Consider the following 16,776-nt stretch of genomic DNA (forward strand, 5'->3'; position numbering starts at 1 on the left):
TCATGGGTGTAGAAGGCATTGGCGCGCGCGTAACCCGCAAGGAGGACAAGCGCTTCCTCACCGGCAAGGGCCGGTACACAGACGACATGACCGTACCCGGCATGAAATATGCCTATTTTATCCGAAGCCCGCATGCGCATGCACGGATCAAGGGCCTCGATACCGCAGCCGCCCTGAAAATGCCCGGCGTGATCGGAATTCTGGACGGCAAGCAACTGAAGGCCGACGGGATCGGCAACCTTATCTGCGGCTGGATGATCCACTCGAAAGACGGTTCGCCGATGAAGATGGGTGCCTGGCGCCCGCTTGCAGACGAAACGGTCCGCTATGTCGGCGATGCGGTTGCCGTCGTGGTGGCTGACAGCCTCGGCGAAGCCCGCGACGCAGCGGAAGCCGTCACCGTGCACTACGAAACACTGCCGGCGGTGATCTCCTCGGTGGATACGCTTGGGCCGGGCGCTCCCCAACTGCATCCCGAAGCCCCGAACAACCTGATCTTCGACTGGGAAATCGGTGATTCGGCAGCGGCTGACGCAGCTATTGCCGCCGCCGCCCATGTGACGGAAATGGAAATCGTCAACAACCGCCTGGCCCCCAACCCGATGGAGCCGCGGGCGGCGCTCGGTATCTATGACGAGGCCGAAGATCACTATACCTGCTACACGACGAGCCAGAACCCGCATGTCGCGCGCCTGGTCATGAGCGCGTTCTACAATGTCGCCCCGGAACACAAGCTGCGGGTGATCGCGCCGGACGTGGGCGGCGGGTTCGGATCGAAGATCTACATCTATCCGGAAGAGATCGTCTGCCTCTGGGCTTCGAAAAAGACCGGTGTGCCCGTGAAGTGGACATCGGATCGCACCGAGGCCTTCCTGACCGATGCGCATGGGCGTGACCACGTCACCAAAGTAAAGATGGCTTTCGACAAGGATCATCGCATCCTCGGCCTCAAGGTCGACACGATCGCCAATCTCGGCGCCTACATGTCGCTGTTTTCCTCGGTAACGCCGACCTATCTGCATGCAACGCTGTTCTCCGGCCAGTATGTGATACCGGCAATCCATGCGAATGTGCGGGCGGTCTATACCAATACCGCACCTGTCGACGCCTATCGTGGCGCAGGGCGCCCGGAAGCCACCTATGTACTGGAAAGGCTGATGGAAACTGCCGCCCGGGAGCTCGGTGTGTCGCCAGCCGAATTGCGGCGCAAGAACTTCATCACCACCTTCCCCTACCAGACGCCCGTCATCCTCACCTATGATGCCGGTGATTATGCCGCCTCGCTGGATGCCGCGATGAAGGCCGCGGATTGGGATGGTTTCCCGGCCCGCCGTGCCGAGTCCGAAAAGCGTGGCATGAAGCGCGGCATCGGCATGAGCTGCTATATCGAGGCCTGTGGCATTGCGCCCTCGGCAGCGGTCGGCTCTCTCGGGGCCGGCGTCGGTCTTTGGGAATCCGCGGAAGTGCGGGTCAATGCGGTGGGAACCATTGAAGTCCTGACCGGATCGCACAGCCACGGACAGGGCCATGAAACGACCTTCGCCCAGCTCGTCGCGCATCGCCTCGGCGTCTCGATCGACAGTGTTTCGATCGTGCATGGCGATACGGACAAGGTGCAGATGGGGATGGGGACCTATGGTTCACGCTCCGGGGCGGTCGGTATGTCGGCCATCGCCAAGGCGCTCGACAAGGTGGAGGCAAAAGCCAAGAAGATCGCCGCCCATCTGATGGAGGCAGACGAGAGCGACATCGTGGTCGAAAACGGCACGCTGAAGGTGGCAGGAACCGACAAGTCTCTCCCCTGGTTCCAGGTGGCGCTTGCGGCTTATACGGCACACAACCTGCCGGCAGGCATGGAGCCGGGCCTGAAGGAAGGTGCCTTCTACGATCCGTCTAACTTCACTTTCCCCGCCGGATGCTACATCTGCGAAGTGGAAGTGGATCCGGAAACGGGCAAGACCCATATCGTCCAGTTCGTTGCCGCAGACGATTTTGGCAACATCATCAATCCGATGATCGTCGAAGGCCAGGTTCACGGCGGCATCGCCCAGGGCGTGGGCCAGGCGCTGCTCGAAGGGGTGCATTATGACATGACCAACGGTCAGCTTCTGACGGCGTCCTACATGGATTACGCCATGCCCCGCGCGGATGATCTGCCGTCCTTCCAGGTCTCTCACCAGTGCACGCCCTCCCCCAGCAATCCGCTGGGTCTCAAGGGCTGCGGTGAAGCCGGGGCGATTGGATCTCCGCCTGCGGTGATCAACGCGATAACCGACGCCATCGGCAACAATAACCTGTCCATGCCCGCCACACCCCAGAAAGTGTGGGCGGCCCTGAACGCCACCCGCTGAGGAGGAGGAACGCCATGTATGCGACCCATTATCATCGCGCTTCCTCCGTCGAGGAAGCGGTCAATCTGGCCGGAGGCAATGACGACGCGAAATTCGTCTCCGGTGGGCAAACGCTCATTGCAACCATGAAGCAGCGCCTGGCTTCGCCGGGCGACCTGGTCGATCTGCGGCATATTGCGGCTCTGAAGGGAATTTCCGTGCAGGGGCGTATCGTGACCATCGGAGCGGCCGTCACCCATGCGGAAGTCGCGCAGTCTGCCGATGTCAGGGCTTTGTGCCCCGCCCTCAGTCACCTGGCGGGCGGCATCGGCGATCCGCATGTGCGGCATCTGGGCACGATCGGCGGATCGGTCGCGAACAATGACCCGGCTGCCGACTATCCGTCAGCGATGCTCGCGCTCGACGCCACCATCGTGACGGACCGCCGCGAGATTGCCGCCAGCGATTTCTTCCAGGGTCTCTTCACGACCGCGCTGGAGGAAAGCGAAATCATCACGGCGATCCGTTTCGAAGCACCGGAAAAGGCAGGCTATGCGAAATTTGCCAATCCGGCATCGCGCTACGCCATGACCGGGGTCTTTGTCGCCCGGCGCGGCGGAGCGGTGCGGGTCGCGGTGACAGGGGCCGGCGCGGATGGCGTATTCCGGCACGAGGGCCTGGAAACGGCCCTGAGCGGAAGCTGGTCCCCGGATGCGCTGGCAGGCGTATCGATCGACGCCGCAAACCTCATGTCGGACCTCCACGCCAGTGCCGAGTATCGGGCCAATCTGGTAAAGGTCATGGCCAAGCGAGCAGTGGCATCGGCCCTCTAGGATAACCATACGGAATCAGGCCGGATCACCTATGGATCCGGCCTTTTTCGTTTTGAAATAAATCAATAATGCAGCCAGATTTTAACGATTGCGTTATGCGTTCGTTAAGGCACGACCGCTATTTTTTGTACTATTCTTTAGGGGTGCATGAAGCACGCTCCCCTCTGCATGACGCAGGTCCCAACCCACTGCCTTTCAAGAATGACCGGTTCAGAGGATCGTCCGTCAATGCCCGTGGTAAGTGACTCCGCCGTGAATGCCAGTGCCGAAAAACGCCTCGACTTTATGCAGCTTGACGCCGCAGGGCGCGCGGACATCCGCGCCTTGAAGCCGATTGTCCTGCGCGAATTGCCGAAGGGGCTGGACAAGTTTTATCAGCAGCTGCGTCAGACGCCCGAAGTCAAGCGGTTCTTCGCAACCGACGATCATATTTCGCGCGCCAAGACGGCCCAGGCGGGTCACTGGGAAAACATCGCCAATGGCGATTTCAGTGCAGATTATATAAGCAAGGTGAAGACGATCGGCTCCGTGCATGCCCGCATCGGACTGGAGCCGCGGTGGTATATCGGGGGATATGCCATTATCCTGGATCACATGATCAAGGAGGTCGTCAACGAGCATAGCCCCAAGGCGGGCCTGTTCAGCGGGCGCAGCACAAAGCCCGAAGCCCTTGGCGCCATGCTGGGGTCTCTGGTCAAGGCGGTATTGCTGGATATGGATCTCGCCATCTCCGTTTACATCGATGAGGCTGAGGCGGCCAAGCAGAAGGCGCAGCAGGAGATCATCGAGCAGGAACGCAGCATGGTCCGGGATGTCTTCGGTCGCGCGATGAAAGCCATTGCCGCCAAGGAGATCGGATATCAGATCAACGATACCCTGCCGGAGGCCTATGAGCCCCTGCGGCAGGATTTCAACCAGGCCCTTCAGGAATTGTGCCAGACCATTTCCGGCATCGGCGGCGCCTGCCAGGGAATCAGCGGAAGCGCCACCGAACTTCTGGACGGTGCCAACGATCTCTCGCGGCGTACCGAGCAACAGGCAGCCGCCATCGAGGAAACGGCCGCAGCGCTCGAAGAGATCACCACGACCGTGAAGGATTCCAGCCGGCGGGCGGAAGAGGCCGGGGCGCTTGTCGCACGAGCCAAGAGTGGGGCGGAACTGTCAGGGCAGGTCATGGAGAAAGCCGTGGCCGCCATGGGCGCCATCGAGGGTTCGTCGCGCGAGATCTCCAACATCATCGGCGTGATCGATGACATCGCCTTCCAGACCAACCTTCTCGCCTTGAATGCGGGCGTCGAAGCGGCGCGCGCGGGCGAAGCGGGAAAAGGCTTCGCGGTCGTTGCCCAGGAGGTGCGCGAACTCGCGCAACGCTCGGCAAAAGCCGCCAAGGAGATCAAGGAGTTGATCACCAATTCTGGCGCGCAGGTCAAATCCGGCGTTTCGCTGGTGGGCGAGACGGGACGCACGCTCTCCACCATCGTGGAACAGGTCAGCGAGATCAATCGCCACATCGTGCACATCGTCGATGGCGCGCGCGAGCAGGCCCTCGCCCTGCAGGAAATCAGCCAGTCGGTCCACCAGATGGATCAATCGACGCAGCAAAATGCCGCGATGGTCGAAGAATCGACGGCGGCCAGCCATTCCCTCGTCGAGGAAGTCGGTCGCATTTCCGCCCTGCTTCATCAGTTCATAACGGCGGGCGCCCAGTCGTCCGCGTCGCACGGCGCAAGCCGGATATTCAGGGCCGCCTGAAGGCCCTCTCCCCTTCGATGAGATCCTCACAATCAGGCCGGATGCAAGAAGCGTCCGGCTGCTTGATATGAATCAAGTTTGAGACCGCTTCAGGCGTGTAGGTTCCTCTCCACGAGAATCGGAACAGTCGGTTCTTTTGCCGCACCATCTTCAAATCCCGGTGATGGGGGTTGACGTCGAATGCGGCAGAAATCAAAAGGATTTTAATGCCGGGAAACTTCCCGGATAAGGGGTCTGGAGCACTTCATGGATTTCGAGGCATTTTTCAAGGGTGAACTGGAAGGTCTTCATAGCGAGGGCCGGTACCGTGTGTTCGCCGACCTGGAGCGCCATCGGGGCGCTTTCCCGCGTGCCACGCGTCACACCCATGACGGCGCCTCGGAAGTAACCGTATGGTGTTCGAACGACTACCTCGGCATGGGCCAACATCCGGCCGTGATCGAGGCGATGAAAGAGGCGATCGATCACTGTGGCGCGGGTGCGGGAGGCACCCGGAATATCTCGGGCACCAATCACTTCCACGTCCTCCTCGAGCGTGAGCTCGCCGACCTCCACGGGAAAGAATCGGCCCTGATCTTTACATCAGGCTATGTATCGAACTGGGCAACGCTCGGCACGCTGGGCCAGAAGATTCCCGGTCTCATCATTTTCTCGGATTCGCTCAATCATGCCTCGATGATCGAGGGCATCAGGCATGGCCGGTGCGAGCGGGTCATCTGGAAGCATAATGATGTAGCCGATCTCGAAGCCAAGCTGGCCGCGGCCGATCCCGACGCACCGAAGCTGATCGCTTTCGAATCGGTCTACTCCATGGATGGCGACATCGCACCGATCAAGGACATCTGCGACCTTGCCGACAAGTATGGCGCCATGACCTATCTGGACGAAGTGCATGCCGTCGGCATGTATGGTCCGCGCGGCGGCGGCATTGCCGAACGCGAAGGCCTGATGGACCGCCTCACCATCATCGAAGGAACGCTCGGCAAGGCCTTTGGCGTCATGGGCGGCTATATCGCCGGCTCGACAGCCATTTGCGACTTCATCCGGTCCTTCGCGTCCGGTTTCATCTTCACGACCGCCCTTCCGCCGGCCCTGGCCGCTGGAGCCGTTGCCTCCATCCGGCACCTCAAGGGCTCCCAGTTCGAGCGCGCCCGTCACCAGGAGCGCGTCCGTCGCTTCCGCCAGATGCTCGACCAGAAGGGCATCCCGCACGTCAGCAATCCCAGCCATATCGTGCCGGTGATGGTGGGCGATGCAGCCAAGTGCAAGTGGATTTCCGATATTCTGCTGGACAGCTACGGCGTATACGTCCAGCCGATCAACTATCCCACGGTTCCGCGCAAGACGGAGCGCCTGCGCTTCACACCCACTCCGCTTCATAGCGATGGCGACATGGAGCATCTGGTCTCGGCCCTGCACAGCCTGTGGTCACGCTGTGCCCTGGCGCGCGCAGTGGCGTGATACTTCCCATATCAGCAATCGAAAGGCCGCCCTCGATGGCGGCTTTTTTCGTTTGGATCAGAGCCCGGCAGATATGCGTCGCGCCGCCCGCGACCGGGCTTCACGGTCGGTCTCGAATATATGGTCCATTCCCTCGGGATGACCGCAATCTGCCATGTCCTCCATGACAGCCTCCGCAATACGGGCCATGTCGAGAAATCCGATCCGGGCTTCCGCAAAGGCTTCGAAGGCGGTTTCCTCTGCGGCATTCATGACGGCGCTCTGCATTCCACCGCGGGAAAGCGCGAGCCGCGCCAGACGCAGCGCCGGAAAGCGCTCTTCGTCCGGGGCTTCGAAGTCCAGCCGGGAAAGCCGCGCGAAATCCAACCTTTCGACAGCGAGGGACGGGCGGCTGGGATAGGCCAGCGCATAGCCGATCGCGGTGCGCATATCGGGGCAGCCGAGCTGCGCGAGCACCGAACCATCCGTGTAGCCGACCATGCTGTGCACCACCGACTGGGGATGAACAACCACCTCGATCTGATCAGGGCTGACATCGAACAGATGCTTCGCTTCGATCATTTCGAGCGCCTTGTTGAACATCGTGGCGCTACCGACCGAAATCTTCATGCCCATGGACCAGTTCGGATGCCGCGCCGCAGTTTCTGCGGTCACATCGGCCATCTGCTCGAGACTCCATGTGCGGAAGGGGCCACCCGAGGCCGTAAGGATAATGCGCTCCAGCGCGTGCCTCTGGTGCTCCTCCAGAACCTGGAAAATCGCATTATGCTCACTGTCCACCGGCAAGAGCTTTCCGCCGCCCGCTTTCACCGCATCGATGAAGAGCGAGCCGGCAGTGACCAGACACTCCTTGTTGGCAAGAGCAATATCGGCCCCACGGCGCGCTGCGGCCAGCGTCGGCGCCAGGCCTGCCGTTCCCACAATCGCGGCCATGACCATATCCGACGGGCGCGAGGCAGCCTCGATCAGCGCTGCCGGCCCGGCTCCCACCTCGATATTGGTGCCGGCCAGCGCATCCTTGAGCGCAGGGTAATGTCGCTCGCTGGCGGTAACAGCCATGCGGGCGCCGAATGTTCGCGCCTGTTCCGCAAGCAGCCCGACATTGCCGTTGCCTGTAACGGCTTCAATCTCGAAGCTGTTCCGTCCGCCCAGCTGAGCGACGACATCAAGGGTGTTTTGACCGATGGAGCCCGTCGAACCGAGAATACTCAATCGGCGGGGAGAACCGGAACGGTGCATCATGAAGATTCCTGTGAGCCTTGGGCATCCTCTAACGGCTTTGGGGCGAGGCAACAAGCAGGGGCATGAAGCGTCAGGCCTGCTCAGATCGCCGTATAGCCGCCATCCGCCATAAGTACAGTGCCGGTGATGAAACTCGCGGCATCCGACGCGAGAAAGACCACAGCCGTCGCAATTTCCTCGGGCTCGGCAAAACGAGCCATGGGCGTCATCCGGATCCAGGTCTTGTAACACATCTGGTTCTTGCGTCCCGCCAGCGTCATATCGGTGGCGACATATCCCGGAGCGACCGCGTTCACGCGAACTCCATGGCGGGCCCATTCCGCAGCGAGGGACCGGGTCAGCTGGTTGACGCCCGCCTTGCTGGCATCATAGGCCGTCTGCGACTGGGGAACCGCGGCCACATCTCCACATATGGACGATATATTGATGATGGAGCCGCGTTTGGCTTTCACCATGGCCCCGCCAAACGCCTGCATGCACAGGAAAGTGCCGCCCAGGTTGATATTCACCACCTCGCTCCACTGCCCATGCGTCAGCTCGGCAAAAGGCGTGTTGCTGACGATTCCGGCGTTGTTGACGAGAATGTCGGGAATTCGCTCCCTGCAAATATCCGCGGCTACCGACCGGACATCCGCTTCATCTGCAACATCGACAGCCACAAATCGGGCCTGGCCGGGGTAAAGCGACTCGATATAGCGAAGAGTTTCCTCGCCTTGCTTCTCGTCCCGATCGAGCATGACCACCGTGGCGCCTGCGCGGACAAATGCTTCCGCAACAGCACGGCCAATACCGCGAGCCGCACCCGTGATTACGGCAGAACGTCCGGCAATCTCGAAAGCGTGGAGCATAATGATCCGGGGCGATGGAAATGATGGAATAAACAGAAACGCACAGCCCGGTGGGAAACGCACTTCTGCGGGGAAAAGCTCTAGCGAGTTTTCCCTCCGAAACCAAGCATATAAACAAGAAGCACTACTTTAATCTGTTGGTATTCGCCGGAATACACCCAATCGCACGAGCGACCGTCTGGCCGGTTATGAAGAATGAATTCAAAGAAAAAGCGGAACAAGCGCAAACATCAACACCACACAGAGGGCGACAACGGCGGCAACCCTGAATTCCTGTCGCCGAGCAGTATCCTCACCTTTCCAATCGTATGACATGACGGTTCCTCACGATTGCGGGAGCTTCCGAGATAGCCGCCAGGCCTTACCCCGGGCTGTTGCTGCATTCGCATTTCAGGAAATCAAAAACTAACCCTCGCCCATGAACGAGCAATCCCAAAGCCGCAAATATGTCTCGCCGCGGAGCCAGCCTGGGCTTATAGCCGCTCCATCAGCTCGATCCTGTTTCCGAACGGATCGAAGACATACAGTCGATCAATCGATTCCAGCTGTACATCTCTTGCAACCCTGTGACCCGCATTGGTCAGACTGTCCTCGAACCCGCCGAGACCGCGCGCAAGAAACGCCGGGTGTGCTTTCTGAGCGGGAACAAAAAATTGATCCACACCGAGATGCAGCCTGATATGTCCCGCGGCCAACCACAGCCCTCCGCGCGACTGAAGAGCCGGAGGTTTCGGCATTTCTTCAAAACCGAGCAGATCCTTGTAAAAAGATCGGGCCTGATCCTCGCCGCCTTCAGGAATTGCGATTTGTATATGGTCGATGGAGACCAGTTCCATGGCACCCCCCTTCCTCCAAGCATGATGAGTCGGACATCGCGAGCCGGAGGCGCCTCGCTCTGTTGCCCACTCCGACCCTTGAAGGCACAATAGGCGCGAAGAGGCGATAAAAACATGATCGACAAACTGGAATACTTCATAGCGCTGGCGCGAGAAAGGCACTTTGCCCGTGCAGCGGAAGAACTCGGCATTTCCCAGCCGACACTGTCGGCAGCCGTACGACAGCTCGAGGATCAGCTCGGCGTGAGCCTGGTCGTCCGCGGGTCGCGCTTTCAGGGCCTGACGCCGGAAGGACAGCGGGTCCTGGAATGGGCCAGGCGGATCGTGGGCGATGCGCGAACCATGCGACAGGAAATGCAGGCTGCGCGAAAGGGTCTTCATGGCCATGTCAGGCTCGCTGCCATCCCGACCGCCCTGTCCATGGTCCAGCAAATCACGGCCCCCTTTCAGGAGAAGCACCCGGACGTCACGATCTCGGTATCGTCCTGCACTTCGCTGCAGGTTCTGAGCCAGCTGGAAAACCTGGAGATCGATGCCGGCATCACCTATCTGGAGAACGAGCCCCTGGGACGGGTTACCAGCGTCCCGCTCTACGCCGAGAGATACCATTTGATTACAGCCCGAAACGGCCGGTTTTCCGGGGCCAAGTCCGTATCATGGAAAGATGTTTCAGATCTTAGGCTTTGCCTATTGACGCCCGATATGCAGAACCGGCGCATCATTAACCAGCACTTTTCGGAAGCGGGTGTAACGGTGAAGCCGACACTCGAATCAAACTCGATGATTGTGCTTTTTTCCCATTTGCGAACTGGTCGCTGGTCTTCCATCATGCCGCAAAATGCGGCTGAATCCTTTGGATTTCCGGAAGAAATAGACTCAATCCCCATTACCGAGCCGGATACGAATCATGTGGTTGGCCTGATTGCGACACATCGGGAACCCTATACGCCACTCGTTTCGGCACTTCTGCACGAGGCCCGGGCGCTCAGTGAGAAAAACGGCGCTTAATAGAAAAAAACTATCGATTGACGGAACTGCCTTATTGACCGCAAAGCCGGTGCCTGAGACACTTCAGGCATGCGAGCGGCGTCCGACAGAGTTCCGGCCACGTTGCCCCGTTCCAATCCTTTCAGATCCGGCACGGTCGTCTGTCTTCGCAAGGGCTCATCCCCCCGTGTGTCAGAGGCCGCAAGCCCTTGGGAGACGTGTTGATGACCTTGAATGTTGCAGCGGGCGATCTGACCCAGCGCACCCAGGCGATCGTGGATCGCCTGATCGGCCTTGAGGGGCCGCTTTTGCCGATTCTGCACGAAGTTCAGGACGAATTCGGCTTCGTACCGCAGGAAAGCCTTCCCGTCATTGCCGAGGCGCTGAACCTGTCGCGCGCCGAAGTGCACGGGGTGATGACCTTTTACCACGACTATCGCAACCATCCGGCAGGCCGGCACGTGCTGAAGATCTGTCGTGCCGAGGCATGCCAGTCGGTTGGCGGGGATGCGCTGGCAGAACGGGTTCAGAAGCTGCTGGGCATCGGTTTTCATGAAACCACGCTGGATGGCGCGGTGACCCTCGAGCCGGTTTACTGTCTCGGCCTCTGTTCCTGCGCGCCGGCCGCGATGCTGGACGGCGAAATTTACGGCCGCCTCGACGGCGCGGCGATTGACGAGCTGGTCCAGGAGGCGCGCAAATGACCATTCGTATCTTTGTTCCCCGTGACGCAGCGGCCGTCGCACTTGGTGCCCACAGGGTGGCGGCCCGCATCGCGGAAGTGGCCAAATCCAAGGATCTCGACGTCACCATCGTTCGGAACGGCTCTCGCGGCCTGCACTGGCTGGAACCCATGGTCGAGGTGGAAACGACCGAAGGCCGCATCGCCTATGGCCCCGTCAAGGTGGCGGATGTGGACAGCCTCTTTGCCGCCGGCTTTGAAAAGGGTGCGGCCCATGGCCTCTGTCTCGGTCGGACGGAGGATATTCCCTTTCTCAAGAACCAGACGCGCCTGACCTTCGCCCGTTGCGGCATCACGGACCCGCTGTCGCTCGACGATTACAAGGCGCATGGTGGCCTGGAAGGCTTGAAGCGTGCCGTCGCCATGACCCCGGCAGACATCGTCAAGGAAGTGACCGATTCGGGTCTGCGCGGCCGCGGCGGCGCAGGCTTCCCTACCGGCATCAAGTGGAACACGGTGCTTCAGGCGGTCGATGACCGCAAATACATCGTTTGCAATGCCGACGAGGGCGACAGCGGCACCTTTGCCGATCGCATGATCATGGAAGGTGACCCCTTTGTCGTCATCGAGGGGATGACGATTGCCGGCATCGCCACCGGTGCGACCAAGGGCTTTATCTACATCCGCTCGGAATACCCGCATGCCATCGAAGCGATGAATGCAGCCATCGGCGCGGCGCGCGCCGCCGGCGTGCTCGGCGTTTCCGTGCTCGGCTCGGCCAACAGCTTCGACATGGAAGTGCGCGTCGGCGCCGGTGCCTATGTCTGCGGGGAAGAAACTGCGCTTCTGAACTCGCTCGAAGGCAAGCGCGGCATTGTCCGTGCCAAGCCGCCGCTTCCGGCCCACAAGGGCCTGTTCGGCAAGCCGACCGTAATCAACAACGTGATTTCGCTGGCATCCGTACCTGTTATCATGGCGAAGGGTGCTGCCTACTACCGCGATTTCGGCATAGGCCGCTCGCGCGGTACGATTCCGCTGCAGATTGCCGGCAACGTCAAGCATGGCGGTCTCTATGAAGTGGCCTTCGGCCTGACGCTTGGCGAAATCGTCGACCAGATCGGCGGCGGCACGGCATCGGGCCGGCCGGTCAAGGCGGTTCAGGTGGGCGGTCCGCTCGGCGCCTACTTCCCCCGTGCGCTGTTCGATACGCCCTTTGACTATGAAGCCTTTGCAGCGAAGGACGGCCTCATCGGCCATGCCGGCATCGTCGTCTTTGACGACACGGCCGACATGCTGAAACAGGCACGCTTCGCCATGGAATTCTGTGCGGTCGAAAGCTGCGGCAAGTGCACGCCGTGCCGCATCGGCTCAACCCGCGGCGTGGAAACCGCAGACAAGATCGCCAAGGGCATCGAGCCCGAGAAGAACAAGGCGCTTCTCACCGATCTGTGCAACACCATGAAGTTCGGCTCGCTCTGCGCGCTGGGTGGCTTCACGCCCTACCCGGTCATGAGCGCCATGACGCACTTCCCGGAAGATTTCGGCCCGGCACCGATGGTGGAGGCCGCTGAATGAGCGATGACGCCAAGGTAAAGGGACCTGCTTCCTACTTTCCTTCCATCGAGAAGAAGTACGGGCATCCCATTGCCTACTGGTTGGACATCGCTCGCGCACAATCCGGCATGGCTCACATGCAGATCGTGAACCTCCTCAAGGAGACGCACGGCCTGGGTCACGGTCATGCCAATGCCATCGTCGCACATGTTCTCGCCGACGCCAAAAAAGGCGGGAACGGATGAACCCTCATTTTTGCTTGGTCACACTGGCCTCTTCGTCGACAGGAACGTTCCGATGACCCTCGTCAAAGAAATCGACTACGGTACCCCGGCCTCCAAATCCGAATCCATGGTGACGCTCACCATTGACGGCGTTTCCATTTCCGTACCCGAAGGTACTTCCGTGATGCGCGCTTCGATGGAAGCCGGCATCTCGGTTCCGAAGCTCTGCGCGACCGACATGGTCGATGCCTTCGGCTCCTGCCGCCTCTGTCTGGTGGAAATCGAAGGCCGGGCCGGTACGCCCGCCTCCTGCACCACGCCGGTGGCGCCGGGCATGATCGTTCACACCCAGACCGGCAAGCTCAAGGACATCCGCAAGGGCGTCATGGAGCTCTACATCTCCGACCACCCGCTGGACTGCCTGACCTGCGCTGCCAACGGCGATTGCGAACTGCAGGACATGGCCGGCGCCGTCGGCCTGCGTGACGTTCGTTACGGATACGAGGGCGACAACCACGTCCGCGCCCGCAACAATGGCGCGATCAACGCCAAGTGGATGCCGAAGGACGAATCGAACCCCTATTTCACCTACGACCCCTCGAAGTGCATCGTCTGCTCGCGCTGCGTCCGCGCCTGCGAAGAGGTTCAGGGCACTTTTGCGCTGACCATCGAAGGCCGTGGCTTCGGCAGCCGCGTGTCGCCCGGCATGCATGAGAGCTTCCTGGAATCGGAATGCGTCTCCTGCGGCGCCTGCGTGCAGGCCTGCCCGACGGCGACGCTGACGGAAAAGTCGGTGATCGAGATCGGCCAGCCGGAACACTCCGCCGTCACCACCTGCGCCTATTGCGGCGTCGGCTGCTCCTTCAAGGCGGAAATGCGCGGCGAAGAGCTCGTGCGCATGGTGCCCTGGAAGGATGGCCAGGCAAACCGCGGCCATTCCTGCGTCAAGGGCCGCTTTGCCTATGGCTACGCCACGCACCGCGACCGCATCCTGAACCCGATGATCCGCGAAAAGGTCTCCGATCCCTGGCGCGAAGTGACCTGGGAAGAGGCTTTCGCCCATGTGGCGTCGGAATTCCGCCGCATCCAGTACCAGTATGGCCGTGAATCCATCGGCGGCATCACATCGTCGCGCTGCACGAACGAAGAGACCTTCCTGGTGCAGAAGCTGATCCGCTCGGGCTTCGGCAACAACAATGTCGATACCTGTGCCCGCGTCTGCCACTCGCCGACCGGTTACGGTCTCGGCCAGGCCTTCGGTACTTCGGCGGGCACGCAGAACTTCGATTCGGTCGAAGATTCCGACGTGGTCATCGTCATCGGTGCGAACCCGACCCAGGGTCACCCGGTCTTCGGCTCGCGCCTGAAGAAGCGTCTGCGTCAGGGCGCCAAGCTCATCGTCATCGATCCGCGCCGCATCGACCTGGTCGACGCAAGCCCCCACATCAAGGCGGCCTACCACCTGCCGCTGAAGCCGGGCACGAACGTGGCCGTCATGACGGCGCTCGCCCATGTGATCGTCACCGAAGGCATCTATAACGAAGCCTTCATCCGCGAGCGTTGCGACTGGTCGGAATTCGAGGACTGGGCGTCCTTCGTCTCCGATCCCTCGCGCAGCCCGGAAGCGGTCGAAGCCTATACGGGTGTCGATCCGCAGCTCATCCGCGGTGCCGCACGCCTCTATGCCACCGGCGGAAACGGCGCGATCTATTACGGTCTCGGCGTCACCGAGCACAGCCAGGGGTCCACGACCGTCATGGCGATTGCAAACCTGGCCATGGCGACCGGCAATATCGGCCGCAAGGGCGTGGGCGTGAACCCGCTGCGCGGCCAGAACAACGTGCAGGGCTCCTGCGACATGGGTTCCTTCCCGCACGAACTGCCGGGTTATCGTCACATCTCCGACGACGCGACGCGTGAGATCTTCGAAAAGCTGTGGGGCGTCGAGCTCAACAAGGAGCCGGGCCTGCGCATTCCGAACATGCTGGATGCCGCCGTCGAAGGCAGCTTCAAGGGCATCTATATCCAGGGTGAGGACATCCTGCAGTCCGATCCGGATACCAAGCATGTGGCTGCCGGCCTTGCCGCGATGGAATGCGTCGTCGTTCAGGATCTCTTCCTCAACGAAACCGCAAACTACGCCCATGTCTTCCTGCCGGGCTCGACCTTCCTCGAGAAGGACGGCACCTTCACCAATGCCGAACGCCGCATCAACCGCGTTCGCCGGGTGATGACCCCGAAGAACGGCTATGCGGACTGGGAAGTCACCCAGAAGCTGGCCCAGGCCATGGGCCTTGCCTGGAACTACACCCATCCGAGCCAGATCATGGACGAAATCGCGGCCACCACGCCGAGCTTCGCCTGGGTCAACTATGATTATCTCGACAAGAACGGCTCGGTTCAGTGGCCCTTCAACGAGAAGAATCCGGAAGGCTCGCCGATCATGCATGTGAACGGCTTCGTTCGCGGCAAGGGCAAGTTCATCCGCACGGAATATGTGGGCACCGACGAAAAGGTCGGCCCGCGCTTCCCGCTGCTGCTGACCACGGGTCGAATTCTCAGCCAGTACAATGTGGGCGCCCAGACCCGCCGTACGGAGAACGTCGCCTGGCATGCGGAAGACGTGCTGGAAATCCATCCGCACGATGCCGAACAGCGCGGTATCCGGGAGGGCGACTGGATCCGCCTCGCCTCCCGTTCCGGTGAGACCTCGCTTCGCGCGACGATCACCGACCGCGTGGCACCGGGCGTGGTCTACACGACCTTCCACCACCCGACGACACAGGCCAACGTCATCACCACGGACTTCTCCGACTGGGCGACAAACTGCCCGGAATACAAGGTGACGGCGGTGCAGGTCTCGCCCTCGAACGGTCCGTCCGAGTGGCAGCGCGAATATGACGAGCAGGCTCGCCAGTCCCGCCGCATCGCCGGCAAGCTGGAAGCGGCGGAGTAATGTCCGAACCCCGCGCCACGCACCGCATGGTCACCCGCATCGCCCGCAAGGGCGGTGTGGTGACGAGCGGCCTGCGCGCGGTTCCGGAAGAAGTGCCGATTGCCTTTAGCTATGGCGGCTCCACCCATGCCGTCATGATGGGAACGCCTGCCGATCTTGAGGACTTTGCCCTGGGCTTCAGCCTGACGGAGGGCATCATCGCCAGCCGTGCGGATGTGGAAGCCATCGAGATCCTCGACGAAGAGACCGGCATCGACGTGCAGGTCACTCTGAGAGACGATCCGGCCGATGCGCTGCGCCTTCGCCGCCGCCATATGGCCGGGCCTGTCGGCTGCGGCCTTTGCGGCATCGAATCGATCGAACAGGCGGTTCGTCCGGTGCCCGATGTGGGTCCCGTGCGGCTCCATATCACAGCCGATGTGCTGGTGGATGCAATCGCCTCGCTCAATGGCAACCAGCCGCTTCACCGGCAGACCCATGCGGTCCATGGAGCCGGTTTCTATGTGCCGGGAAAGGGGCTCGTCGCCCTGCGCGAGGACGTCGGCCGCCACAATGCGCTCGACAAGCTCGCGGGCGCGGTGCTGCAAAGCGGGCATGCCGGCGCGGAAGGGCTGGTGGTGGTAACGAGCCGCCTTTCCGTCGAAATGGTTCAGAAGGCCGCGATCCTGGGCGCTTCCATCCTGGTCGCCATATCCGCCCCCACGGCACTCGCCATCGAGACGGCGGAAAAGGCAGGCCTCACCCTTGTCGCGGTCGTTCGCGGCGAGGATTTTGAAATCTTCACTCATCACAGCCGTATCGATACCGGAGTATCCGCTGATGTCGCATGACAAGCTCGTTTACATGGCCAACCAGATTGCCACCTTCTTCAAGTCCCAGCCGGCTGCAGAAGCTGCCGATGGCGTAGCGACCCATATCAACAAGTTCTGGGAACCGCGCATGCGCCGTCAGCTTTTCGAAAAGATCGAGGCGGGAAATAGCGGCCTCTCTGATCTGGTGATCGAAGCCTCCAGGAAGATCAACAAGCCGGCTCCGGTCACGCAGCCCTGATACCGTGACGGATCGCGCGAC

Annotated in this window: 14 protein-coding genes; 11 read left to right on the forward strand and 3 right to left on the reverse strand. The window is 61.1% G+C overall.

Features of this window, described 5'->3' with window-relative positions:
- The first annotated feature begins 2 nt into the window (after positions 1–2).
- From ACT54B_RS14335 to hemA, 4 genes are all read left to right on the forward strand, one after another.
- On the forward strand, positions 3–2,351 hold the full coding sequence (locus ACT54B_RS14335; RefSeq protein ID WP_476045763.1) for a xanthine dehydrogenase family protein molybdopterin-binding subunit: 2,349 nt from the start codon (positions 3–5) through the stop codon (positions 2,349–2,351).
- 14 nt (positions 2,352–2,365) lie between these two features.
- The gene (locus tag ACT54B_RS14340; RefSeq protein WP_476045764.1) at positions 2,366–3,163 is read left to right on the forward strand and encodes an FAD binding domain-containing protein; all 798 of its coding nucleotides are present in this window, start codon (positions 2,366–2,368) and stop codon (positions 3,161–3,163) included.
- A 228-nt stretch (positions 3,164–3,391) separates the two neighbouring features.
- Positions 3,392–4,915 carry a methyl-accepting chemotaxis protein gene (locus tag ACT54B_RS14345; RefSeq protein WP_476045765.1) on the forward strand — a complete coding sequence of 508 codons (1,524 nt, stop codon included), beginning with the start codon at positions 3,392–3,394 and terminating at the stop codon, positions 4,913–4,915.
- Between the two features lie 246 nt (positions 4,916–5,161).
- Positions 5,162–6,376: a 5-aminolevulinate synthase gene (hemA, locus tag ACT54B_RS14350; RefSeq protein ID WP_476045766.1), complete on the forward strand. Its 1,215-nt coding sequence runs from the start codon at positions 5,162–5,164 to the stop codon at positions 6,374–6,376.
- A gap of 57 nt (positions 6,377–6,433) precedes the next feature.
- On the opposite strand, the gene dxr is transcribed toward hemA, so the two are convergent.
- From dxr to ACT54B_RS14365, 3 genes are all read right to left on the reverse strand, one after another.
- Positions 6,434–7,618, reverse strand: coding sequence for a 1-deoxy-D-xylulose-5-phosphate reductoisomerase (gene dxr, locus ACT54B_RS14355; protein ID WP_476045767.1), 1,185 nt, complete (start codon positions 7,616–7,618; stop codon positions 6,434–6,436).
- A gap of 80 nt (positions 7,619–7,698) precedes the next feature.
- The gene (locus ACT54B_RS14360; RefSeq protein WP_476045768.1) at positions 7,699–8,466 is read right to left on the reverse strand and encodes an SDR family NAD(P)-dependent oxidoreductase; all 768 of its coding nucleotides are present in this window, start codon (positions 8,464–8,466) and stop codon (positions 7,699–7,701) included.
- A gap of 473 nt (positions 8,467–8,939) precedes the next feature.
- Complete coding sequence (locus ACT54B_RS14365) at positions 8,940–9,302, reverse strand: VOC family protein (protein WP_476045769.1); 363 nt, start codon at positions 9,300–9,302, stop codon at positions 8,940–8,942.
- A gap of 114 nt (positions 9,303–9,416) precedes the next feature.
- Between ACT54B_RS14365 and ACT54B_RS14370 the strand changes: the two genes are divergently transcribed.
- The 7 genes from ACT54B_RS14370 (at position 9,417) to ACT54B_RS14400 (ending at position 16,755) form a co-directional block, all read left to right on the forward strand.
- Positions 9,417–10,310, forward strand: a complete 894-nt coding sequence (locus ACT54B_RS14370; RefSeq protein ID WP_476045770.1) for a LysR family transcriptional regulator — start codon at positions 9,417–9,419, stop codon at positions 10,308–10,310.
- 203 nt (positions 10,311–10,513) lie between these two features.
- The gene (locus ACT54B_RS14375) at positions 10,514–10,993 is read left to right on the forward strand and encodes a formate dehydrogenase subunit gamma (protein ID WP_476045771.1); all 480 of its coding nucleotides are present in this window, start codon (positions 10,514–10,516) and stop codon (positions 10,991–10,993) included.
- Entirely contained in the window at positions 10,990–12,546 is a 1,557-nt protein-coding gene (locus tag ACT54B_RS14380; protein WP_476045772.1) for a formate dehydrogenase beta subunit, read from the forward strand. Before ACT54B_RS14375 ends, ACT54B_RS14380 begins: the two co-directional genes overlap by 4 nt.
- On the forward strand, positions 12,543–12,770 hold the full coding sequence (locus ACT54B_RS14385) for a DUF4287 domain-containing protein (protein ID WP_476045773.1): 228 nt from the start codon (positions 12,543–12,545) through the stop codon (positions 12,768–12,770). The genes ACT54B_RS14380 and ACT54B_RS14385 overlap by 4 nt, the downstream gene beginning before the upstream one ends.
- Before the next feature lie 52 nt (positions 12,771–12,822).
- A complete protein-coding gene (gene fdhF / locus ACT54B_RS14390) occupies positions 12,823–15,705 on the forward strand; it encodes a formate dehydrogenase subunit alpha (RefSeq protein ID WP_476045774.1) in 2,883 nt (960 codons plus the stop codon).
- Positions 15,705–16,535: a formate dehydrogenase accessory sulfurtransferase FdhD gene (gene fdhD / locus ACT54B_RS14395; RefSeq protein ID WP_476045775.1), complete on the forward strand. Its 831-nt coding sequence runs from the start codon at positions 15,705–15,707 to the stop codon at positions 16,533–16,535. The genes fdhF and fdhD overlap by 1 nt, the downstream gene beginning before the upstream one ends.
- Positions 16,525–16,755 carry a formate dehydrogenase subunit delta gene (locus ACT54B_RS14400; RefSeq protein ID WP_476045776.1) on the forward strand — a complete coding sequence of 77 codons (231 nt, stop codon included), beginning with the start codon at positions 16,525–16,527 and terminating at the stop codon, positions 16,753–16,755. The genes fdhD and ACT54B_RS14400 overlap by 11 nt, the downstream gene beginning before the upstream one ends.
- The last annotated feature ends 21 nt before the right edge of the window (positions 16,756–16,776 follow it).

This window comes from Gellertiella sp. DMC107 (assembly GCF_056313605.1).